Annotated in this window: 23 protein-coding genes and 2 tRNA genes; 16 read left to right on the top strand and 9 right to left on the bottom strand. The window is 61.3% G+C overall.

The window, feature by feature from the left end:
• Positions 1–88 precede the first annotated feature (88 nt).
• Both ACFWEM_RS25635 and xerC read left to right on the top strand, forming a co-directional pair.
• On the top strand, positions 89–694 hold the full coding sequence (locus tag ACFWEM_RS25635; RefSeq protein WP_051649676.1) for a transcriptional regulator: 606 nt from the start codon (positions 89–91) through the stop codon (positions 692–694).
• The gene (gene xerC, locus ACFWEM_RS25630) at positions 684–1,856 is read left to right on the top strand and encodes a tyrosine recombinase XerC (protein WP_378538267.1); all 1,173 of its coding nucleotides are present in this window, start codon (positions 684–686) and stop codon (positions 1,854–1,856) included. The genes ACFWEM_RS25635 and xerC overlap by 11 nt, the downstream gene beginning before the upstream one ends.
• Before the next feature lie 44 nt (positions 1,857–1,900).
• Here the strand turns inward: xerC and ACFWEM_RS25625 are convergent.
• Positions 1,901–1,974: transfer RNA gene (locus tag ACFWEM_RS25625), tRNA-Ile, on the bottom strand.
• Positions 1,975–2,152: 178 nt separating this feature from the next.
• Here ACFWEM_RS25625 and ACFWEM_RS25620 point away from each other — a divergent pair.
• The 5 genes from ACFWEM_RS25620 to ACFWEM_RS25600 all read left to right on the top strand — a co-directional run bounded on the left by ACFWEM_RS25620 (position 2,153) and on the right by ACFWEM_RS25600 (position 5,432).
• Positions 2,153–2,350 carry a hypothetical protein gene (locus tag ACFWEM_RS25620; protein ID WP_003941659.1) on the top strand — a complete coding sequence of 66 codons (198 nt, stop codon included), beginning with the start codon at positions 2,153–2,155 and terminating at the stop codon, positions 2,348–2,350.
• A gap of 132 nt (positions 2,351–2,482) precedes the next feature.
• The gene (locus tag ACFWEM_RS25615; protein ID WP_378538264.1) at positions 2,483–3,106 is read left to right on the top strand and encodes an HAD family hydrolase; all 624 of its coding nucleotides are present in this window, start codon (positions 2,483–2,485) and stop codon (positions 3,104–3,106) included.
• Between the two features lie 467 nt (positions 3,107–3,573).
• On the top strand, positions 3,574–4,365 hold the full coding sequence (locus ACFWEM_RS25610; RefSeq protein WP_378538261.1) for an HNH endonuclease: 792 nt from the start codon (positions 3,574–3,576) through the stop codon (positions 4,363–4,365).
• A gap of 57 nt (positions 4,366–4,422) precedes the next feature.
• Positions 4,423–4,767 (top strand): DUF2510 domain-containing protein, encoded by a 345-nt coding sequence (locus tag ACFWEM_RS25605; protein WP_378538259.1) that lies wholly within the window; start codon positions 4,423–4,425, stop codon positions 4,765–4,767.
• 11 nt (positions 4,768–4,778) lie between these two features.
• Positions 4,779–5,432 carry a DUF2510 domain-containing protein gene (locus ACFWEM_RS25600; protein ID WP_378538257.1) on the top strand — a complete coding sequence of 218 codons (654 nt, stop codon included), beginning with the start codon at positions 4,779–4,781 and terminating at the stop codon, positions 5,430–5,432.
• Positions 5,433–5,557: 125 nt separating this feature from the next.
• Here the strand turns inward: ACFWEM_RS25600 and ACFWEM_RS25595 are convergent, their stop codons facing one another.
• The gene (locus tag ACFWEM_RS25595; protein ID WP_378538255.1) at positions 5,558–5,815 is read right to left on the bottom strand and encodes a hypothetical protein; all 258 of its coding nucleotides are present in this window, start codon (positions 5,813–5,815) and stop codon (positions 5,558–5,560) included.
• Here ACFWEM_RS25595 and ACFWEM_RS25590 point away from each other — a divergent pair.
• On the top strand, positions 5,795–6,292 hold the full coding sequence (locus ACFWEM_RS25590; RefSeq protein ID WP_378538252.1) for a tyrosine-type recombinase/integrase: 498 nt from the start codon (positions 5,795–5,797) through the stop codon (positions 6,290–6,292). The two genes, ACFWEM_RS25595 and ACFWEM_RS25590, sit on opposite strands and share 21 nt — an antisense overlap.
• A gap of 53 nt (positions 6,293–6,345) precedes the next feature.
• Here the strand turns inward: ACFWEM_RS25590 and ACFWEM_RS25585 are convergent.
• Positions 6,346–6,418, bottom strand: a tRNA-Asn gene (locus tag ACFWEM_RS25585).
• A gap of 136 nt (positions 6,419–6,554) precedes the next feature.
• Between ACFWEM_RS25585 and ACFWEM_RS25580 the strand changes: the two genes are divergently transcribed.
• The gene (locus ACFWEM_RS25580) at positions 6,555–6,806 is read left to right on the top strand and encodes a hypothetical protein (RefSeq protein WP_094273802.1); all 252 of its coding nucleotides are present in this window, start codon (positions 6,555–6,557) and stop codon (positions 6,804–6,806) included.
• 1 nt (position 6,807) lies between these two features.
• On the opposite strand, the gene dnaG is transcribed toward ACFWEM_RS25580, so the two are convergent.
• A complete protein-coding gene (gene dnaG, locus ACFWEM_RS25575; RefSeq protein WP_283304208.1) occupies positions 6,808–8,727 on the bottom strand; it encodes a DNA primase in 1,920 nt (639 codons plus the stop codon).
• 72 nt (positions 8,728–8,799) lie between these two features.
• Here dnaG and ACFWEM_RS25570 point away from each other — a divergent pair, with 72 nt between their 5' ends.
• A complete protein-coding gene (locus tag ACFWEM_RS25570) occupies positions 8,800–10,350 on the top strand; it encodes a serine/threonine-protein kinase (RefSeq protein WP_378538249.1) in 1,551 nt (516 codons plus the stop codon).
• Between the two features lie 13 nt (positions 10,351–10,363).
• Here the strand turns inward: ACFWEM_RS25570 and ACFWEM_RS25565 are convergent, their stop codons facing one another.
• Both ACFWEM_RS25565 and ACFWEM_RS25560 read right to left on the bottom strand, forming a co-directional pair.
• Positions 10,364–11,662 carry a deoxyguanosinetriphosphate triphosphohydrolase gene (locus ACFWEM_RS25565; RefSeq protein WP_378538248.1) on the bottom strand — a complete coding sequence of 433 codons (1,299 nt, stop codon included), beginning with the start codon at positions 11,660–11,662 and terminating at the stop codon, positions 10,364–10,366.
• A 5-nt stretch (positions 11,663–11,667) separates the two neighbouring features.
• Positions 11,668–12,246, bottom strand: coding sequence for a YdcF family protein (locus ACFWEM_RS25560; RefSeq protein WP_128638009.1), 579 nt, complete (start codon positions 12,244–12,246; stop codon positions 11,668–11,670).
• A gap of 180 nt (positions 12,247–12,426) precedes the next feature.
• Between ACFWEM_RS25560 and ACFWEM_RS25555 the strand changes: the two genes are divergently transcribed.
• Both ACFWEM_RS25555 and ACFWEM_RS25550 read left to right on the top strand, forming a co-directional pair.
• Positions 12,427–14,493, top strand: coding sequence for a TPM domain-containing protein (locus ACFWEM_RS25555; RefSeq protein ID WP_378538247.1), 2,067 nt, complete (start codon positions 12,427–12,429; stop codon positions 14,491–14,493).
• A gap of 99 nt (positions 14,494–14,592) precedes the next feature.
• The gene (locus tag ACFWEM_RS25550) at positions 14,593–15,330 is read left to right on the top strand and encodes a polyprenol monophosphomannose synthase (RefSeq protein ID WP_003944487.1); all 738 of its coding nucleotides are present in this window, start codon (positions 14,593–14,595) and stop codon (positions 15,328–15,330) included.
• Here ACFWEM_RS25550 and ACFWEM_RS25545 read toward each other — a convergent pair.
• Entirely contained in the window at positions 15,305–16,111 is an 807-nt protein-coding gene (locus ACFWEM_RS25545; RefSeq protein ID WP_378538246.1) for a helix-turn-helix domain-containing protein, read from the bottom strand. The two genes, ACFWEM_RS25550 and ACFWEM_RS25545, sit on opposite strands and share 26 nt — an antisense overlap.
• Positions 16,112–16,235: 124 nt before the next feature.
• Here ACFWEM_RS25545 and ACFWEM_RS25540 point away from each other — a divergent pair, with 124 nt between their 5' ends.
• Both ACFWEM_RS25540 and ACFWEM_RS25535 read left to right on the top strand, forming a co-directional pair.
• Positions 16,236–16,601, top strand: coding sequence for a nuclear transport factor 2 family protein (locus tag ACFWEM_RS25540; protein WP_378538245.1), 366 nt, complete (start codon positions 16,236–16,238; stop codon positions 16,599–16,601).
• 47 nt (positions 16,602–16,648) lie between these two features.
• Positions 16,649–17,125 (top strand): MepB family protein, encoded by a 477-nt coding sequence (locus ACFWEM_RS25535; RefSeq protein WP_378538244.1) that lies wholly within the window; start codon positions 16,649–16,651, stop codon positions 17,123–17,125.
• On the opposite strand, the gene ACFWEM_RS25530 is transcribed toward ACFWEM_RS25535, so the two are convergent.
• Positions 17,100–17,681, bottom strand: a complete 582-nt coding sequence (locus tag ACFWEM_RS25530; RefSeq protein WP_378538243.1) for a dihydrofolate reductase family protein — start codon at positions 17,679–17,681, stop codon at positions 17,100–17,102. The genes ACFWEM_RS25535 and ACFWEM_RS25530 overlap by 26 nt on opposite strands.
• A 94-nt stretch (positions 17,682–17,775) precedes the next feature.
• Complete coding sequence (locus tag ACFWEM_RS25525; protein ID WP_003944491.1) at positions 17,776–19,167, bottom strand: glycine--tRNA ligase; 1,392 nt, start codon at positions 19,165–19,167, stop codon at positions 17,776–17,778.
• A gap of 198 nt (positions 19,168–19,365) precedes the next feature.
• On the opposite strand from ACFWEM_RS25525, the gene ACFWEM_RS25520 reads away from it, so the two are divergent.
• Both ACFWEM_RS25520 and ACFWEM_RS25515 read left to right on the top strand, forming a co-directional pair.
• Positions 19,366–19,749, top strand: a complete 384-nt coding sequence (locus tag ACFWEM_RS25520; RefSeq protein WP_003944457.1) for a metalloregulator ArsR/SmtB family transcription factor — start codon at positions 19,366–19,368, stop codon at positions 19,747–19,749.
• A gap of 11 nt (positions 19,750–19,760) precedes the next feature.
• Positions 19,761–20,192: a Fur family transcriptional regulator gene (locus tag ACFWEM_RS25515; RefSeq protein WP_020908177.1), complete on the top strand. Its 432-nt coding sequence runs from the start codon at positions 19,761–19,763 to the stop codon at positions 20,190–20,192.
• The last annotated feature ends 1 nt before the right edge of the window (position 20,193 follow it).

The following is a 20,193-nucleotide window of genomic DNA, read 5'->3' as shown; positions in this document are numbered from 1 at the left end:
TTGATGGCCTGAAACGCAATCTCATCTGTTCTTGTGGGAATCATGGCACATGCCGTCAATTCCCACAAGTTCGGTTATTCTTGCGTTCATGACAACAGAAACGGATGAGACGCGAGATGCGTGGGACTTGGCACAAGTTGACCGAATTGGATCGGCAATCAAAGCGATACGCGGCGAGAAGTCGGCACAATGGCTCTCCGAACGGACCGCGGAACTCGGGCATAAGATCTCTAGATCCACGATCACTGACATTGAGAACAAACGCCGGAAATACATCTCCACGTCGGAGGTCTGCATCCTCGCCTTCGCGCTCAATGTGCCACCCGTTCGACTGCTCTACCCGAGCATTCCTGACGGACTGGTTGAAGTTGTTCCAGGTGTCACGCTGGACTCATTCAGCGCCGTTCAATGGTTTGCCGGTGAGGGACTGATACCCAGACTGGATCTGGAAATCCATGGCATGAAGCCGAGCGAAGGGACTCGAGTCCTTGGGTTCGTACGACACAAGGCTGAGCTGGAGAAACGGCGCGGCTCTCTCGCTAAACTCATTGGAGAACAGGTCAAGACGGCAGACACCGGCTTGATCGACACCCTGACACAAGAGCTATCACGCCTGGATCGGTTGATCGAATTCATTGCAACCGAATTGAAGGAAGATCCTGATGCCGTCGTAATCGACTCCGATGGCAGGTAGGCCACCTCTTCGAATCGGGCAGCACGGCAAGATCAAGCGAATACCGCTCGGCGGTGACGTGTTCCTTGCACGCTGCCGGTACCGCGATGACGACGGCATTGTGCGCATAGTCGAGCGGCGCTCACCGATCGATGTTCGGGACCAGCACGGCAAGATCGCCGAAGAGGAATTGCTGAACGCACTGGAAGCTCGTCGGGCACCGTCAGAGGATGAAATCGACTCTGACACATTGATTTCCGCACTATGTAAGTCTTACCTGGCCAGGCTCGAAGAAGAGGGCCGAGCCGCAACAACGATGTCAACGTACGAGTTCGCACTGAAGAAACTCGACTTGAAGATCGGCGGCGTCAGGGTAAGTGAGGCATCGGCCGGCCGAATTGATACCGCACTGCGAGCAATGTCGAAGCAGCACGGTCCGACGATGGCACGTCAGGCGAAGACGATCTTGCGCGGCGCGCTCGGAATGGCGGTACTCGTGGGAGCGCTCAGCTCTAACCCAGTCAATGACGTGTCACGGATACGTTCAAAGAATCCACCGAAGGGCGCGAAGGCGCTTGAGGGTGGCCAGCTCGGCACTCTCCTAGTCGCACTCGGAGAGTCGGAATACTGCCAGTCGAACGATCTGGTGGACCCGATCACGCTGCTGATTGCGACGGGCGTACGGCGCTCCGAACTGCTTGCCGTGCGTCGTCAGGACATCGACCTGAAAGCGGGCACTGTGGCGATCACGGGCAAGGTAGTGCGTGTGAAGGGTGTCGGGCTCAAACGCTTCGACACGACCAAGAGTGAGGCCGGTCTGCGGACCATTCCGCTCCCCCGGTTCGCGCTCGACATGCTCGAGAAGCGGGCTGAGAAACCATGCCTCGGAAAGCTGGACGTGATCTTTCCGTCGACAGCTGGCACATTGCGCGACCCGAACAACTTCGGCAAGCAGTGGCGCAAGGTGCGCGACGATCTCGGCGTCGCGGAAAGCACGTCTCACACGTTCCGTAAGTCGGTGGCAACGCTCATCGACGACGAGGGCCTTTCCGCACGCGTAGGGGCCGACCACCTCGGGCACCGGAACATTTCGATGACTCAGGACAAGTACATGACGCGAGGTCGGCAGCACTCCGAAGTCGCGGACTTGCTGGACAAAGCCGTTGCCATAAACAACGAATAAACGATGGATGCCCTCTCTCGACTTGCAAGAAAGGGCATCTGACGTGGGGCGGGCGGGGCTCGAACCCGCGACCAATGGATTATGAGTCCACGGCTCTAACCGACTGAGCTACCGCCCCATCCGTGACGCGCTGCATCACGGCGAATCCGAATGTTACCGGCACATCCGACGCGGATCACAATCGGGCAGGCGGTGACGCGTTGCACTCTTTCGAGTCGAGTCTTCCAAGGTTGGTCGGCACAGGCGCAATGAGCCGATACCGTGGGAGTGCACACCCCACGGAACAGGATCACCACATGAAGCTTGCACTGACCGAATTCAAGAACTCGAAGGCTACGATCCGGATCATCATGTCCGACGGCGCCAAGCTGAACGGCACCGTCACCGATTTCACCGAAGACACTCTCGTTCTCAATTCTCCGAACGGTGTCTACTACATCAACCCCAGCCACATCATCCGACTGTTCGAGCCGTCGGATCGCGCAGCGAAGTAAGCGCACCGGCCGAACAGTTCGACGGTTCCACCGAAAGCCCGACGCAGATTCTTGCGTCGGGCTTTTGATGTATTCGTCGCCAACATCTTCGAGCCGCGTTCACGGGTGCTGATGACGCCTATCCTCTGCGACATGGCGAACGACAGCGCACGACCTGAACTCGTTTTGTTCGACTTGGGTGGTGTGCTGTGTCGGTTCGAACCTGATCTTCGCGCCGCAGAACTGGCAACGGCCATCGGCGTCACTGAAGAAGAAATCCACGCCCTGGTGTTCGAGTCCGGGTTCGACCAGGAATGCGATCTCGGTCTTCACTCCGAAGACGCGATTCTGGAACGCTTTCGAGCGTTCGGGTTTCCTGGAAACCGCGACGACCTACGCCGAGCATGGGCCAAGGCCTTCATCCCGGACCCCGCAGTCATCGATCTCGCAATCGCGCTTCGAAGTGAGGGGGTTGCGGTCGCCACACTCTCCGACAACGGACCTGTCCTTTTGGCCGCCATCGAGAGTGTCGTAACGCCATCGGCAATCGACGAGCATGTTTTCTCCTGCATGCTCGGAGCCACCAAACCCGACCCTACGGCCTTCCTGGCCGCGCTGAAGTTTCTCGATGCGCGCCCTCAACAGACCTTCTTCGTCGACGACAACCCGATCAACGTCCTCGGCGCTCGACAGCTGGGAATTCGCGGTGCACAAGCAAACAAGGCGGCAGACGTTGAATCGGCACTTCGATTGGTGGGTCTGCTGCAAACGCACTAGCGGCGACGAATACAAGAAAGCCCCTCACCCGATTTCTCAGGTGAGGGGCTTTGCTGCTTCCTTGGCTGGACTCGAACCCACAACTGTCCGATTAACGTCCAGGTCAAAGGCATACTGGGGCGGGACTAGCCGCGGGAATCTGGGAATGTCGGGGGTAAACGGGAGCCGTCGGCGGTAGCCGGTGCACGACTTGTGACAACTACGTGACAATTTCTTGCCGAGTGAAGCGTCGGCACTCCCTTACCGGCGTCCGCACTGTCTGGTATGTATCTCCCATGGCAGACAAGTGGCTCAAAGCCTTTCGGTCGGCAGGCGATGGCTGCGCACGATGTGGCACCAAAACTCGATTGCTCCAGAGCTATTGCCCCGAGTGCAAAGCTTTCGTGAACTCGACGCTCACGCAGTACTCCGCGGCAGCGAGGAACGTACTGGCACACTCAGGCCCCCTTGGACCTGAATGGATCACATTGCATGAATGGCTGTACGGCGCGCGCATCCCCCGGAAACATGCACTCGACACCATTCGTGCGGATGCACTCTCTTGGCTCAACAGATACGCCACATATGCCCTCAGTGATGGCGTCATCACCGACGACGAACTCGCCACCTTCCGACAAGCAGCCCGCGCTCTAGAGCTGGAACCAGCTGCGGTCACCCACATCGAATCTCAACTACTCAGAGAGCAGATGCTCGGTGAGATCCGCCAAGGTCGCCTACCAACCGTTCAAATCCCAGGACTCCATCTGCCCACCGACGAATACTGCTACATGGTCGCCGGCGCAACTCGCTGGCGAGACCTCCAAGCTGGCCCCACCCCGTCCCAGGGACAACTAGCGATCACCAACCGCAAGATCCGGTTCATAGCTCAACAGCATGGCGGCGAAATCCCACTAAGCAAGGTGCAGCGAGCGTCATACCTGGACCGGACCACCGTGCTCATCGAGTCGACAGCCCGATCACTCAGCGGGCGCTTCTCGGTTCCCGACGCTGAATACACATCCATCCTCGTGGACACTGCACTTCGGATTGATCGCCGAATCCTCCTACCGGACAATGGGGACCGGCCATCAAGGCACATACCAGCGCACGTCAAATCTGCTGTCTATCGGCGAGACCGTGGGGCTTGCGTGGAATGCGGCGCGAATTCTTACCTTGAATACGATCACATCATTCCGTTCTCCAGAGGAGGCGCGAGCACTGAAGGCAATGTTCAACTGTTGTGCCGGGCGTGCAATCTAGCGAAGGGCGCCAGGGTTTAGTTCCACAATGTCCGGACTGTCTGGTATGTATTACGGACACTTCCCGAAAGGCCAGTCATGGACGATAAGCGAGTTCGCGGCGCCCTCTACCTTGCAGGCGTGCTTGCTTTCGCGATCATCGTTGGTGGCGGCGCATTGGACGAAACATCACCAGCGCAAATATTCCTGTTCCTGATCTTCATCGTCCTCCCGATTACATTCGTCGCCCTCGTGATCCGCGCGCTCATCAGGGTGGGCGACAAGCGGCCACCCGCGGTGCAGTTCGTCGCACCACCATCAGGCTTGAGTGCGGGCTGGTATCCAGATCAGCAGAACCCCGCATGGATCCGTTGGTACGACGGCGTTCAATGGACGCACCACGTCCAGCCGGCAACGGCTCCCCCGCCCCCACCGAATTACTGAAAGACGCGACGATGAACTCACAGCCCGGCTGGTATCCGGACCCGCGAATCCAGGGCATTCAGCGGTACTGGAACGGACTCCAGTGGTCAGACGCCACACGGCCAACCCTCATGCCCGTATCCCCTGTGTTGACCCAAAAGAAGAGCGTCGCTGCCTCAAATATCAAAGCAGTCGTCATCATCGGGCTTATCGTCGTCGCCACATTGATCGTCGCTGCGGTCGTAAACGATGCACTGAACCCGCGCCAGGCGGAGCAACAACAGCAACAGCAAGCCCTCAGTACGCGCGACGACCTTCAATCAGATCAGACCATTCTCGATGCCTCGACCTACGAAGAGATCACACAACGTGATTTCGAATTGATCTTGAAGGATGTCTCAGCTCAGTCTGGACGACGCATCATTCTGTACGGATCAATCCGCCAGTTTGATTCTGCAACCGGACCTGACCGATTTTTAGCGGATGTCGGTACGTCTGCGTTGGGCGTAGGTAATTTCGAATCTGCCCACTTGATCGGTAACTCGGCCACGTTGAAACCGTTCGTCAAGAATGACAGAGTGAAGATGCATGTCGTGCTAGATGGCGAGTATTCATACACCTCGACCGCGGACTTCAAGTTCACTGTCCCTCAGTTCCAGGTCGGGATCATCGAACTCGCAGAGTAGCTGCCACATCCCGAAGGCCCCACCAAACGGTGAGGCCTTCTCTGCTTCTGAGTGTTTATTTGCGGGTCATAGTATGACTTATCCATCTAATTCGGTCACATTATGACACCGAATGAAACAACCACTCATTGTGTATTCCAGACGTAGTCGACGCGGTGTGGGTCGAGTCCGTCACGACCGCGGCGGTCGGTGGTGGGGTTGCCGGTGAGGTGGTCGACGATGATTGACACGACATCGCGGCGCCGGCGCTTGTCCGCTTCTTCGCACCTCTTCACGATGTCCTCCGCTGACGGTTCGGGCAGGTCGATGAGGACTTCCCGTTGCGCCATCTTCAGTTCGGTTGCGGCGATGTTCGCTTGTACATGTTCGGTGCTAGCGCGCATGGTTTCACGGTCGATGAGGCCGGCGGCGAAGCCATCGACCAAGAGGACGCCAAGTCAAGCGCATCGGGCCGAACCTTGCCTCTGCCTCAACCACTCGCCGACGAACTCAAAGCCGCGAAACGACAACAAGCGGCCGAAAAGCTAGCGTTCGGCGCAGGCTACGGCGACGGCGGATATGTCGCCTGCAACGAAGCCGGACAACCTCTGCACCCCGACACCCTCACCAAGCGATGGAAATCGAACCTCGCAGATTTGGACATCGCTCAGGTTGGGCTCCGCGATGCCCGACACACCTGCGGAACCCTCATGCACCTCCAGGGAGTCCCGATCGCGGTTATCGCAGAGTGGCTTGGTCACGCCGATAGTTCGTTCACAATGCGGACCTACACGCGCTCGCAGACCGACGCTCTTGCTGCGGCTGCGACGAGTTTGGGATCGCTTGTGACAATCCGTGACAACGAACCGAAATCTTCCTAGAAACGAAAAAATCCCCGACCCGCATTTCTGCAGATCAGGGACTCTTTCCAACGCTCCCCCGGCTGGACTCGAACCAGCAACCGTCCGATTAACAGTCGGAAGCTCTGCCAATTGAGCTACAGGGGATTGTCTTGCTCGCTTCGCCCGTTCCGGCGTTGCCTGAGAAACTGTAGCGAATCCTCCACCGAAGTACCAAATCGCCTGCCCAGCGAGTCATCAGGCAGGATGGAGTCAGGACGATCGGTGCTGGAGGGAAGCAGGAATGATGCGTTTGTTGATCGGTGTTGCAGCTGGGTACGTCCTGGGAACCAAAGCGGGCCGCGCACGATACGAGCAGATCAGCCGGGCCGCGAAGGCGGTGGCCACTAGTCCGGCCACCAAGAAGGTGTTGGATGCGTCACGGCAGAAGCTGGCCGACTCACTGAGTACTCAGCCCAAGCTCGAGCCGATGAAGCCGCTCAACGAGGAGACCACGATTCTGGTCCCCCACGACCAGTTGAAGAAGAACCGCTAGGTCAGACGCTTTGATCGCCGACAGCCTGCTCACGCAGCTGTCGGCGATACTGCTCCAGCGCCACGAGATCGCCGAACAGCGAGTTGTACTCCTCCGGGGCCGCAGCCGGTGAGACGCGCTGAAGCTTGGATTTGAGGTCGGCAACCTGTTCGCCAACCCACGCTTCCTGCAGCCGGGCGAGCACTCCGTTGATGTAGCGCGGAACCGTGTCTTCGTCGCAGGGCATGGGTTCGACGGCCAGCTCCGATACAACCGAGGCCACCGTCATGTCTTCGACGCCCTTGGTGACGACTTCGATCCACTCGGCGCCGCCGAGTCCCTTGCTCGTTCCGCCGGCGTCTGCCATTGCCTGCCTGATCACGACGTAGGCGGGGTGGGTGAAGGTCTCGGGTGGCAACGAGTCGAAGACACTGCCGGCGACGCCAGGGTGCTGCAACGCGGCCTTGAGGACAGCTCGCTGCGTCGAAAGCCCCGGGTCGTTGGGCCGTGGCCTGGAGATTCCGATCGGCAAGGCAAGCGCATCGGCGGCAGGTGGGTCGACAACCTGACGACGCTTGGGCGCCGGTGAAGATCCACGCGTCGACGCCCGTTTACGAGCTTCGTCACGCACGCGTCGTCGGACGGATGGAAGATCGTCCCAACCGACCCATCCGCAGAGCAGATTCGCGTAGCTGTCGCGCAGAGTTGATTCCTTGATCTGCGCAACGACGGGGACCGTACGACGCAGTGCTTCGACGCGCCCTTCAGCCGTCTCGAGATCGTGCTCGGTGAGTATCGACTTCACCACGAACTCGAACATCGGCGTACGCCTCGCAACAAGGTCGCGAACGGCGGCGTCACCGGACTCGAGGCGAAGATCGCACGGGTCCATTCCGTCAGGAGCGACGGCCACGAAGGTCTGCCCGGCCATCTTCTGATCGCCTTCGAATGCCTTCATCGCGGCAGCTTGCCCTGCGGCATCACCGTCGAAGGTGTAGATGATCTCACCGCGAAAGTAACTGTCGTCCATCAGGAGTCGGCGGAGCATCGCAAGGTGCTCCTCACCGAAGGCGGTTCCACACGAAGCAACGGCGGTCTTGACGCCGGCCAAGTGCATCGCCATGACGTCGGTGTACCCCTCGACGACTACAGCCTGGTGCCCCTTGGCGATGTCGCGCTTGGCGAGGTCCAAGCCGAACAGGACCTGAGACTTCTTGTAGAGGATCGTTTCCGGCGTGTTGACATACTTGCCCGGCATGGTGTCGTCGTCGAAGAGCTTGCGGGCGCCGAAGCCGATGACGTCACCGGCAACGCTGCGGATCGGCCAGAGCAGGCGGCGATGGAACCGGTCGATCGGACCGCGCCTCCCTTCTTTGGACAGCCCTGCTGCTTCGAGCTCCTTGAACTCGAATCCCTTGGACATCAAGTGTTTTGTGAGAGTGTCCCAACCTTCGGGCGCGTATCCACATCCGAATTGCAGGGCTGCTGCCCCGTCGAAGTTTCTCTCGGTGAGATAGTCGCGGGCCGCCTGGGCATCGGGTTCGCGCAGTCGGGCGGCGTAGAACTCCTGAGCCGCCGCGTTCGCCGCAATCAAGCGTGCACGGGTGCCGCGATCGCGCTGAACGGACGGTCCGCCACCCTCGTACGAGATCGTGTAGCTGAGTCGATCCGCCAACTGCTCGACGGCCTCGACGAAGCTGATGTGGTCCATCTTCTGCAGGAACGAGTACACGTCACCACCCTCACCGCAGCCGAAGCAGTGATAGAGGCCGTGGTTGGGTCGTACGTGAAACGACGGTGACTTCTCGTCGTGGAAGGGACACAAACCCTTGATCGAATCGCCACCGGCACGCTTGAGTGAAACGTATTCACCGACGATGTCCTCGATGCGAGTGCGTTCGCGAATGGCCGCGATGTCTCTGTCAGAAATTCGGCCCGCCACGTACATCAGTCTAGGCGGTCCCCCGACACCTCCTGACAACGATATGTTGATGGCCGACTCTGCACCGCAGCGATGGGACCGACGATGACTGAAAACGCCGCGAGCTCGCACGAAGGGCGATCGGGAACTCGATTCGGCGTGTACGAGCTGCGTCGTCTGCTCGGTCGGGGCGGAATGGGCGAGGTGTACGAGGCGTACGACACCTCGAAGGATCGCCTGGTCGCTCTCAAGTTGCTCCATCGCGAGCTCGCGGCCGACCCGTCATTCCAAGCTCGTTTCCGCCGAGAATCTCGCGCCACCGCCGCCCTGAACGAACCGCACGTGATCCCGGTGCACGACTGGGGCGAGATCGACGGAGTTCTCTTCATCGACATGCGATTGGTCGAAGGCCGCACATTGCGAGCCGCGTTGACCGAGTTCGGCAGACTCACCCCGGCGCGAGCCGTCGACATCGTCTCGCAGATAGCGTCAGCGCTGGACGCAGCGCACGCGCGCGGACTCATCCATCGCGACGTCAAACCAGACAACATCATTCTCACGAAGACCGGCTTCGCATACCTCGTGGACTTCGGAATCGCATATTCACAGACAGACACGAAAATCACCACCGAGGGAAGCGCGGTCGGTTCGTATGCGTACATGGCGCCGGAGCGGTTCGGTATCGAAACACCGACGGCCTCAGCGGATGTCTACTCCCTTGCTTGTGTTCTCTACCAGTCCCTCACCGGAACAACGCCTTTCAACACCACAAGCATCGGTCATCTCGTCAATTCGCTCCTGAACGCTCCGCCGCCGCGCCCCACGCTGACGGTTCCGTCGCTCCCGCAACACTTAGACGCCATCGTGGCTCGCGGTATGGCAAAGGATCCCGCACACCGCTATCCGACCACCGGAGCGCTCGCACTCGAAGCGCGGCAAGCCCTCTCGGCCGACAGCGCCACCAGCGGGGCCGGCGGATTGCAATCCACAATCGTCGAGCCGCCCACCTACACCACGGTCAATCCCGCTTACGGGAACTACACGCACATCGCGACAAAGACCAAGCGAAGCCGAGCCCCGATCGCGATCGGGGCGGCTGGAGTTGCACTCGTTCTGGCCGCAGGAGGCGCGGCGGCTTGGGCGATACTGGGAAGCTCGGGCCCCGAATCACCAACCGCTGTAGCAGCTTCCACCGCCACGGCGGAACCGGCACCCATCCAGGAGCCGGTCAGAACGCCAACCCTGGAGCCGTTGCCCACCGCCGGACTGCAGGCAACCACGACCACGCGGGTGTCCACCCCGTCCACGAAGAACGGCGATCTCGGGGTGAGCAAGCCGATCACCGTCCCCTCGTGCAAGGGAACCGGAATCGTGGTGTTGGCCAATGCCACCGATCCGGCCACGTATGCCAGCGAGATTCAGAACTACCTTGACGCGTTCCCCGGCTCGAAATACCTACGCACAGACCAGTCCTGCCCGTCACTGCGTCAAGTCTCGGATTCCGGGACTGCGATCTACACCGTGTATCGCGAATCCGGAAACAGCGAGTCGAAGATCTGCAAGGACGTCCGCGCAGCAGGCGGCGACGCTTACGGCAAGTGGCTCGACACCACTACTGACCCGTCGACGCGAATGACCTGCTGAGAGCGCGGCCGGCTCAGCCCCAACTGGCCTGCGCGCCCAGGCTTGCCTTGTCCACCCGCTCCAGCCGACTTTCCGTGTACGACGCGATCTGATCCACCACCACGCGGACCCGAGCACCGTCGTCCGCGGCGCGCTCCCACGCGGGCAGCAGGATCGGATCGAGCCCGGCGGGCGCCGTGGCCAACAACCATTCCGCGACGCGATGAACACGATCACGTTGCCGATCCTGACGCGCCTTGTGCCCGGCGTCGGACATCACGTAGTAGAGCGCGACGGTCTTGAGCAACGCGACCTCGGATGCGACGGCCTCGGGTATGTCGAGGTCGGCTTGATAGCGCGAGAGGGGTCGGTTGCCGTTTGTCTGCCGTGTGCTGGCGATCGCGGCCGTGGCGAAGCGTCCCACCAATTCACTTGTGAGGTTCTTCAACGCGACGGAACTTGCCAGCGTCCCGTCGAAACTTCCGACTCCGCGTACGACGGGGAGTTCGGACAACCGTTGAGCGGCTTCGATCAGATCGTCGACTACCAAGCCGCGGAACTCGGAGGCCCCCAGTTCAGCCAGTGCGCGTTGCTCGGACGGATCAGCAAGCGAGCGAAGGTCGATCCGGCCTGCGATCACCCCGTCCTCCACGTCGTGCACGGAATAGGCGATGTCGTCAGCCCAGTCCATGACCTGAGCTTCCAGGCATTGCCGACGCTCGGGGGCACCCTCGCGAACCCAGGCGAGCACCTCTGCGTCGTCGTGATATGCGCCGAACTTCGCGCCGGGCTCAGGCCGGGTCCAGGGGTACTTGATGGCCGCATCGAGTGATGCCCTGGTGAGATTGAGGCCGGCACTCAGACCGTCGGGGCGCAGGATCTTCGGTTCGAGGCTGGTCAGGATCCGCAGATTCTGCGCATTGCCTTCGAAACCGCCGCAGTCCTTGGCGACTTCGTCGAGCGCCTTCTCGCCGTTGTGCCCGTACGGCGGGTGCCCGATGTCGTGTGCGAGACCCGCAAGGTCCACCAAGTCCGGGTCGCAACCGAGCCCGTCGGCGATCCCTCGCCCGATCTGTGCGACTTCCATCGAGTGTGTCAGCCGCGTGCGAGGTGTGTCGCCGTCGCGCGGGCCGACAACCTGGGTCTTGTCGGCCAAGCGTCGCAAAGCCGCGGAGTGCTGGACCCTGGCGCGGTCTCGCGAGAAGTCGGAACGATGCTGCGCCGCTGCGATCTGCGAACCCGGCAACGCCGCTCGCTTCGGCGCCTCGACGACACGACGTTCGAGGTCGTGTTCGGAGTAGGTGCCGCCTCCGTAGGTGGTGTGAGCTGTCATGGTTTCTATTGCCCTGCCGTGTAGGGGAAGTCTGCCGAGAAGTGTGTGAGCTGATACCAGAGCAGCGCGCCGGTTTCGCGAGCGATTCCGTGCAACTGGGATTCGCGGGTGAACACGGCCGGGCCCTGACGAGTAGGTGCGGTCCACGCCTGAAGTCCCGTGTCGCGGGCCATCGTCCGGGTGCGCAACGAGTGCCACGGGTCACTGACAAGGACGGCGGAATTGATGCCCTGCGAGGACATCTCGGCACTCACCGCATCGATGCTGAGCAGAGTGTCCGAACCGGTCTCCACAGCGGTGATCGCACTCGACGGAATCCCTCGATCGGTCAGATACATCTTTCCCGACGCCGCTTCGGTGTACTCGTCACCTTCTTGTTTACCGCCGACGGTGATGATCTGCGGAGCCACTCCACGCTTGTACAGCTTGTACGCCTGTTCGAGTCTGGCTTCGAAGACCGAAGACGGAGTGCCGGAATACTGAGCCGCGCCCAGAACGACTATCGCGTCGGCCGGCCGCGTGTCGTCGATGCGGGCCACCTGCCACACCCGGAATGCGGTACCGCCGACCAGGACCACCGCCATCAACACGGCGCCGGCGATCAATCGCCGCGTCCAACGAGCCAATCCTGCACCGAAGCCGCCCGCCCGTGAGGGTGATGGATCGTGGGGGCGGTTACCGAAAGCAGGTTTCACTCCCGCAATTCTGCCAGTTCGCAGCGATCTCCTCCGATGCCGACGCGCCACAACGGATAGATTTGCGTCATGGCCCTCGCACCACACTTCGCGCAGTTGTCCTCTGTAGAGCAGAGTCGGACAACCACCCGACCCGTTCGGCGCCGGGGAAGCGCCGCCGCCGTCGCCGCGATTTTCGCTTTGTTGGCGCTCGTCTTCAGCCCCGCGCTCGCCTCGGCGGACGCCCCGATGGTGTTGCCGAATCACATCACCGACACCTCCGGGGTTCTCGACGCCGGTCAACGCAGCGACATCCAAGCCGCGATCGATCAACTCAGCGAGGACCACCAGATCGACCTGTGGGTCGCATTCGTCCCCGACTTCAACAACCTCGGTGGCCAGGCATGGGCGCAGCAGACGGCCACCAAGTCGACGCTCGGTACCAAGTCCGTCCTGCTTGCAGTTGCCACGGCAGAGCGCGCCTACTACCTCGACGTTCCAGCTGAACTCAGCAACATCACCGATTCCGACATCGAGTCGATCAATTCGGACGCGGTGGAACCGGCTCTCGCCGAGGATGATTGGACCGGCGCAGCTATTGCAGCAGCCGGCGCACTCGGCGACGCGAACAACACGAGCGGCGGAATGGGAGTCGGAACACTCCTCATCGCGGGTGGCGCTGTGGTGGTCGGAACGGGCGGCGTAGTCCTGTACTCGAGGAAGCGGAAGAACGACAAGAACAAGGCAAGCGTGGAGGCCGCGAAGAACATCGCCCCCGACGACCTCGCCAGCCTCAACGCACTCCCGCTGCCCACACTCGACGAACGCGCGAAGGAAATCCTCGTCGAGACGGACAACGCGATCGCCGGCAGCCAGGAAGAGCTGGATCTGGCCCGCAGCGAGTTCGGAGATTCCGCTGTTGCGCCCTTCTCCGCGGCTTTCGACAAGGCCAAGGCCACCCTCGCCGAAGCCTTCGCGATCAGGCAGCGGCTCGACGACGCCATCCCGGAAACTCCCGACCAACGCCGTCAGATGCTGATCGACATCATCTCCTCGTGCGGTCGAGCCGACCAAGAACTCGAAGCTCGCGTCGACGAGTTCGACGGGCTTCGCGACCTTCTCATCAACGCCCCGGCACGCCTCGACGCTCTGACGCAGAGTGTCGTTGCTCTCAGCGTGCGCTTGCCTGAGTCCGAGGCGATTCTGACCAAACTGAAGGATCAGTTCCCCGCGCCGACGCTGGCGTCGGTGGTGAACAACGTCACGATGGCGAGCGAACGCTTGACGCTCGCCGAGAAGTCGATCGAAGAAGGTCGAGACGCCACGGCGCTGCCGGCCGGCAAGCAAGGCGCCGCCGTCACCGCAATTCGCACGGCCGAAGCAGCACTCGATCAGGCCCGCAAGCTACTCGACGGCGTCGATCACGCCGCCGACGACATCCGAAACGCCATCGCGACACTTCCGTCCGCGATGGAGGACGTCCAGCAGGGCATCACCGCTGCGGACGCTTACCTGGCGCAGGGCGGGCAGAAATTGGCGGATGCGAAGGCGGCGGCCCAGTCAGCGTTGGCCAATGCTCAGACGTCCAAGGACAACGATCCGCTGACGGCGTTCAACCAGATCGTCGCGGCCGACGCCCAACTCGACGCGCTGCTTGCCGACGCTCAGGAGCAGAAGCAGCAGCTCGAACGGGCGCAGCAGCGCCTCGCCCAGGACATTCTGGCCGCACAGGCCCAGGTGACCGCTGCCGGTGACTTCCTCGGAACCAGACGCGGCGCCATCGGGGCCGAGGCCCGCACTCGCTACGCGGAGGCTCAGCGGCACCTGCAGGCCGCCCAACAATTGCAGACTTCGGATCCGTCGAAGGCGCTCCAACACGCCCAGGCAGCGACCACCTTGGCGACGCACTCACTTCGCGCCGCGCAGAACGACGTCAACACCTGGGAAGCTAACCAACGACCCCGTGGTGGCGGCGGCGATGCGACGGGAGCGATTCTCGGTGGGATCCTGATCAACAGCATTCTGCGAGGCGGCGGAGGACCCCGCTCGTACGGCGGGCCGAGCAGCAGCGGGCGCTCCGGACGCGGGGGCGGCGGCGGTGGTTTCGGCGGCGGCGGCGGTGGCCGAACGAGCCGAGGCGGCGGCGGCCGGTTCTGACGGATCCCGTCGAGGTAGTAAAATCCGTACTTTGTTCACGACCGCACTCGTCGTACGCTTCATCCGGCAAGTCGGGATCACAGATCATACGAAGGTGTTATGGAAAGCGTCGCCCCGCAGATAACCGTCGTTGTACCTACATACAACGAGCGTGAGAACCTGCCAAAGCTCGTCGATCGCCTCGCCGCGTTGAAGATCCCGAACCTGCACGTCCTCGTGGTGGATGACAACTCCCCCGACGGTACGGGCGAGGTTGCCGACAAGTTGGGTATCGACGGCCCCATCCCGGTGGGAGTACTTCACCGCACGGTCAAGGACGGTCTCGGTCGTGCTTACGTCGCGGGCATGAGCCGGGCTCTGGCGGAGAACGCAGACATCGTCATTCAGATGGACGCAGATCTCTCGCACCCGTCCGAAGCGATCCCCGCCATGATCGAGATCCTCACCACCACCGATGCGGCAGTCGTTCTCGGCTCCCGTTACGTCGAAGGCGGCGCAGTCGCCGGCGACTGGCCGTGGCATCGCAAGGCACTGTCAGCCTGGGCGAACTTCTACGTCAACGCCATTTTGCGACTTCACGTCAAGGATGCGACCGCCGGCTTCAAGGCGTGGCATGCAAAGACCTTGCGCGACATCGACGTCGAATCGGTGCAGAGCAACGGCTACGCGTTCCAGGTCGAGATGAACTACCGAGTTGTTCAGCGCGGCATGAAGATCGCCGAAACGCCCATCCGCTTCGAGGAGCGCACCGAAGGCGTCTCCAAGATGAGTCTCTCGGTTCAGTTGGAGTCTGCTCTGGTGCCGTGGAAGCTCAAGTTCGGCAAGAAGTCTCTGTGACCTCGGCGGCCGATCGAAAGTAGTCGGCCGTCTGCTTGTCCGACGGGTAGAACGATTCGATCGCAATCTCTGCGAGCGTGACGTCGCGCGGCGTACCGAACACTGTGGTGGTGCTGAACATCGCCAGTTCGGTATCGCCGGCGCGTACACGCAACGGAACCAGCAGGGAATTTGCGCGGTCATCGTGCCAGTCCCCTCCCCTCGGATAGCCTCGCAGCTCGTCGAGCAACGACGCCAACTGCGCATCGGCACTCACCTCCACTTCCCGCGCCAGCCTGGCTAGCAGGTGCGTCCGCCACTGCGCGAGGTTGACGATCCGCGGCGCCATTCCCTCGGGATGCAAACTCAACCGCAAGACGTTCACCGGTGGTTCCAGAAGGAACGCAGCGGCGCCCTCGGTCAAAATTCCCACGGCCTGGTTCCCGGCTACCATCTCCCACTGCTGATCGACCACCACCGCCGGATACGGGTCATGCGCGTCCATGATGCGATCGATGGCCTCACTCACTGCTGACATCGGCGCTTCCACCAACGACTTCTGCGAGTACTCCGGCGCGTGACCACATGCCAGTAGAAGCGTGTTCTGTTGCCGTAGAGGAACATCCAGGCAATCAGATAGGTGAAGAATCATGTCCCGACTGGGTTTGGAGCGGCCGGTTTCGATGAAGCTCAGATGTCTGGTCGACACTCCTGCCGTTGTCGAGAGACCCAACTGAGTGAGCCTTCGCCGCTCCCGCCACCGTTTGAGTTCTGTGCCCACGTCCATCGTCTCGAAGGTCATTCCCCCACGGTAGCGACCCGAGGTAGCCGAGGACATGACCTCACAGGTAATCGACCCGAAGCAGTTTCGGCACAACAGTGATATCAGCCGGCGAGAACGCCGGGTACTGATCAAGGGAGTTACCATGAGCGACTTCGACGCCATTGCCGATGCCTACATCGACATGTGGAACGAAACCGATACCACCGCCCGCAAAGCGCGGATCGAACAACTGTTTACACCAGCCGGTCGCTACACCGATCCGCTGGCGGACGTCACCGGACACGAACAGATCGACGCGATGATCAACGCTGTGCAGCAACAGCTTCCGGGCATGCGCTTCACTCTCGTCGGACCGGTGGACGCACACCACCGGCAGGCGCGATTCGGTTGGGCTCTCGGCCCGTCGGGGGCCGAGTCACTGATCGACGGATTCGACGTACTCGAACGCGACGACGACGGGCGTCTGACGCTTGTCCTCGGGTTCCTCGACAAGGTGCCTTCGGCCTGAAGCGGCCTTCCACCGACAGCATTCGACACGAAGGCTGTCGGTGGTTCGTGCCATCATCGTTGCCGATGAATGCCGACGGATTTACCTGGTCCACACCGATTCCCGAGCTTGAGGGCGCCGAGTACGGCGCTCACACGCTGACCGTCAACGGACTCATGACCGTGTATCGAACCGCCAAGACGACGCCTACCAAGCTCGGTCAGTTCGTCACGCTGTGGCGCCGTTCCGATGCCGGGCCCATCCGCCCCTTCGACACCACCGACGGCGTCATGCTCTTCGTGGTGAAGGTGCACGACGAAGAACATCTGGGGCACTTCGTCTTTCCTGTCGAGACCCTCGTCCAACACGACATCGTGTCGACCAACTTCTCGGGCGGTAAGCGCGCTATCCGGGTCTATCCGCCCTGGGTCACGCCGACCAGTGCGCAAGCAGTCAGAACTCAGCGCTGGCAGTTGCGGCATTTCGGCGAGTTCCCCGATGTGTTCAGCTCGACTGTGTTCAGCTCACCTGATAAGTCGCAATGATGACGCCTGTTGTCGTGGGGACGCTGTCGACGAGGGTGAACTGAGCGAGCGCAGCGCCGTCGGGGAACATTCTGCGCCCGGTTCCGAGAACCAGCGGATGAATGAGCAGGGTGTAGGTGTCGACGAGGCGCCGCTCGGCCAATGACGCGATCAAGTCTCCACTGCCCAGAATCACCAGATCCGGACCCTCACTTTCCTTGAGCGCTGCTACGGCATCGGCAGCATCACCTTTCAACAAGGTCGAGTTCTTCCACGGGAGCGGTTCACCCAAAGTTCTTGAAGCTACGTATTTCTGCGTGTTGTCGAGAACCTCGGTGAACGGATTGTCGGTCTGAAACGGCCAGTACGAGGCGAAGTTCTCGTAGGTTCTGCGCCCGAATAGCAACTCGGATTTCTTCGCCATCCCCTCCCCCATCTTCTGCGCCATGACGGAGTCGTTGAAAGGGGCCGCCCACCCACCGTGCTCGAATCCGCCACGACGGTCTTCGTCCGGCCCACCAGGTGCCTGCATGACACCGTCGAGAGTCACGCTGTTGGTCACGCTGAGTTTTCTCATAACTTCGATCCTGCGCCTGAAGGACCATCGGGGAAAGAGAAAACGGGCGGTCCTTCTCGATTGAGAAGAACCGCCCGTCAGCTTCGAACGAGAATCAGGAACCGATCAGCCGTGCGGCCAGGTAGCTTTCCACCTGATCGAGGGCGACGCGTTCCTGCGCCATGGAGTCACGCTCACGAACCGTGACGGCCTGATCTTCGAGGGTGTCGAAGTCGACCGTGATGCAGAACGGTGTGCCGATCTCGTCCTGGCGACGGTAACGACGACCGATGGCGCCGGCGTCGTCGAACTCGACGTTCCAGTTCTGACGTAGCTGCGCTGCAAGGTCTTTTGCCTTGGGCGTCAGGTCTGCGTTACGCGAGAGCGGCAGAACGGCAGCCTTCACCGGAGCGAGTCGACGATCCAGGCGGAGCACCGTGCGCTTGTCGACGCCGCCCTTGGAATTGGGCGCCTCGTCCTCGGTGTAGGCGTCGACCAGGAAGGCCATCAGCGAACGCGTGAGACCGGCCGCCGGCTCGATGACGTACGGCGTGTAGCGCTCGCCCGTCGTCTGGTCGTAGTAGTTCAGCTCGGTGCCCGAGTGCTTGGAGTGCGTCGAGAGATCGAAGTCGGTACGGTTCGCGATGCCCTCGAGCTCGCCCCATTCGCTGCCCTGGAAGTGGAAGCGGTACTCGATGTCGGTCGTGCCCTTCGAGTAGTGCGAAAGCTTTTCCGGCGCATGCTCGTACAGACGCAGGTTGTCCTTGTTGATACCGAGGCCGGTGTACCAGTCCAGGCGGTAGTCGATCCAGTACTGATGCCACTGCTCGTCTTCGCCCGGCTTGACGAAGAATTCCATCTCCATCTGCTCGAACTCGCGGGTGCGGAAGATGAAGTTGCCGGGGGTGATCTCGTTGCGGAAGCTCTTGCCGATCTGGCCGATGCCGAACGGCGGCTTCTTACGCGAGGTGGTCAGCACGTTGGCGAAGTTCACGAAGATGCCCTGAGCGGTCTCGGGGCGAAGGTAGTGCATGCCCTCTTCGCTCTCGACGGGGCCGAGGTACGTCTTGAGCATCATGTTGAAGTCGCGCGGTTCGGTCCACTGGCCGACGGTGCCGCAGTCGGGGCAACCGATGACATCCATCGAGACGTCGTCCGGGTTGTCGAGCTTCTTCTTCTCCGCGTACGCCTCCTGCAGGTGATCCTGACGGTGACGCTTGTGACAGTTGAGGCACTCGACGAGCGGGTCGTTGAAGACACCGACGTGACCGGATGCGACCCACACCTCGCGGGGCAGAATCACCGACGAGTCGAGGCCGACGACGTCCTCGCGGCTGGTGACCATGTTGCGCCACCACTGGCGCTTGATGTTCTCCTTGAGCTCGACACCCAATGGGCCGTAGTCCCATGCGGACTTGGTACCGCCGTAGATCTCACCGCAGGGGTAGACCAGGCCTCGCCGCTTGGCGAGATTGACAACGGCTTCGATCTTGGACTTGGGTGCCACTCGATTGCTCTCCATCTGGGTAATAGATGCATGATTTTCGTGCGCTTTTCGCACCATCAGCCTATCTGGCGGCTGCCACGCACTTCCGTCCAAGGTTGACATGCATACTTGTGCATATCAAAATGAAAGTGATTTGCAATAATGTGGTGAGATGGCTATGCCCGGACATCATGATCTACCCCTCGAAGGAGCCTCGCTGTGAGCATTGCGGATACCGGCGATCTCCACAAAAGCCATGATCATTCCGACCTCGGACACACGCACGACCCGTTCGAAGCCGCACCTCCCGCGCCCGTGCCACCCAAGGAGACCTTGGCGGCCGCCGGCGAAATTCTGCGGGCACTCGCTGCACCCGTTCGCATCGCGATCGTGCTCCAACTGCACGAGTCGGAGCGCTGCGTTCACGAACTCGTCGGCGCTCTCGGTGTCACTCAGCCACTCATCAGCCAGCATCTGCGCGTTCTCAAAGCAGCGGGCGTCGTCCGCGGCGAACGCAACGGACGAGAAGTTCTCTATCGACTCGTCGACGATCACCTCGCACACATCGTCGTCGACGCTGTCGCCCACGCCGAAGAAGGATGAGATTCCACCGCATGAACACTCCGGGCAGTACGACCTCGAAACGTGGACCGGCCACCGTCGGCGTTCGTTCCACGAAGCAGCGCAGCGCCATCTCCGCCTTGCTCGACGACATCGACGAATTCAAGTCGGCACAGGAACTGCACGACGAACTGCGCAAGCGCGGTGAGGGCATCGGCTTGACCACCGTCTACCGCACGCTGCAGGCACTGTCCGACGCCGGAACCATCGACGTTCTGCGCACCGACACGGGCGAGTCCGTTTACCGTCGGTGCTCCTCCGGCCACCATCATCACCTGGTGTGCCGCAACTGCGGATTCACCGTCGAGGTCGAGGGCCCGACCGTCGAGCAGTGGTCACAGACCATCGCCGAGGACAACGGTTTCACCGAAGTGAGCCATACCGTGGAGATCTTCGGTACCTGCCGCGACTGCGCCGCCTCCTGAG

Origin of the sequence: Rhodococcus sp. NPDC060176, assembly GCF_042728675.1 — a bacterium.
GTDB lineage: Bacteria > Actinomycetota > Actinomycetes > Mycobacteriales > Mycobacteriaceae > Rhodococcus_F.
The sequence above is the reverse complement of the archived record's forward strand: the minus strand, read 5'-3'. Positions and strand labels throughout refer to the sequence as shown.

Coding starts and splice junctions, on each gene's coding strand:
- ACFWEM_RS25635 (WP_051649676.1), top strand. CDS start 89: ATGACAACAGAAACGGATGAGACGCGAGATGCGTGGGACTTGGCACAA.
- xerC (WP_378538267.1), top strand. CDS start 684: ATGGCAGGTAGGCCACCTCTTCGAATCGGGCAGCACGGCAAGATCAAG.
- ACFWEM_RS25620 (WP_003941659.1), top strand. CDS start 2,153: ATGAAGCTTGCACTGACCGAATTCAAGAACTCGAAGGCTACGATCCGG.
- ACFWEM_RS25615 (WP_378538264.1), top strand. CDS start 2,483: ATGGCGAACGACAGCGCACGACCTGAACTCGTTTTGTTCGACTTGGGT.
- ACFWEM_RS25605 (WP_378538259.1), top strand. CDS start 4,423: ATGGACGATAAGCGAGTTCGCGGCGCCCTCTACCTTGCAGGCGTGCTT.
- ACFWEM_RS25600 (WP_378538257.1), top strand. CDS start 4,779: ATGAACTCACAGCCCGGCTGGTATCCGGACCCGCGAATCCAGGGCATT.
- ACFWEM_RS25590 (WP_378538252.1), top strand. CDS start 5,795: ATGTTCGGTGCTAGCGCGCATGGTTTCACGGTCGATGAGGCCGGCGGC.
- ACFWEM_RS25595 (WP_378538255.1), bottom strand. CDS start 5,815: ATGCGCGCTAGCACCGAACATGTACAAGCGAACATCGCCGCAACCGAA.
- ACFWEM_RS25580 (WP_094273802.1), top strand. CDS start 6,555: ATGATGCGTTTGTTGATCGGTGTTGCAGCTGGGTACGTCCTGGGAACC.
- ACFWEM_RS25570 (WP_378538249.1), top strand. CDS start 8,800: ATGGGACCGACGATGACTGAAAACGCCGCGAGCTCGCACGAAGGGCGA.
- ACFWEM_RS25565 (WP_378538248.1), bottom strand. CDS start 11,662: ATGACAGCTCACACCACCTACGGAGGCGGCACCTACTCCGAACACGAC.
- ACFWEM_RS25560 (WP_128638009.1), bottom strand. CDS start 12,246: ATGGCGGTGGTCCTGGTCGGCGGTACCGCATTCCGGGTGTGGCAGGTG.
- ACFWEM_RS25555 (WP_378538247.1), top strand. CDS start 12,427: ATGGCCCTCGCACCACACTTCGCGCAGTTGTCCTCTGTAGAGCAGAGT.
- ACFWEM_RS25550 (WP_003944487.1), top strand. CDS start 14,593: ATGGAAAGCGTCGCCCCGCAGATAACCGTCGTTGTACCTACATACAAC.
- ACFWEM_RS25545 (WP_378538246.1), bottom strand. CDS start 16,111: ATGACCTTCGAGACGATGGACGTGGGCACAGAACTCAAACGGTGGCGG.
- ACFWEM_RS25540 (WP_378538245.1), top strand. CDS start 16,236: ATGAGCGACTTCGACGCCATTGCCGATGCCTACATCGACATGTGGAAC.
- ACFWEM_RS25530 (WP_378538243.1), bottom strand. CDS start 17,681: ATGAGAAAACTCAGCGTGACCAACAGCGTGACTCTCGACGGTGTCATG.
- ACFWEM_RS25515 (WP_020908177.1), top strand. CDS start 19,761: ATGAACACTCCGGGCAGTACGACCTCGAAACGTGGACCGGCCACCGTC.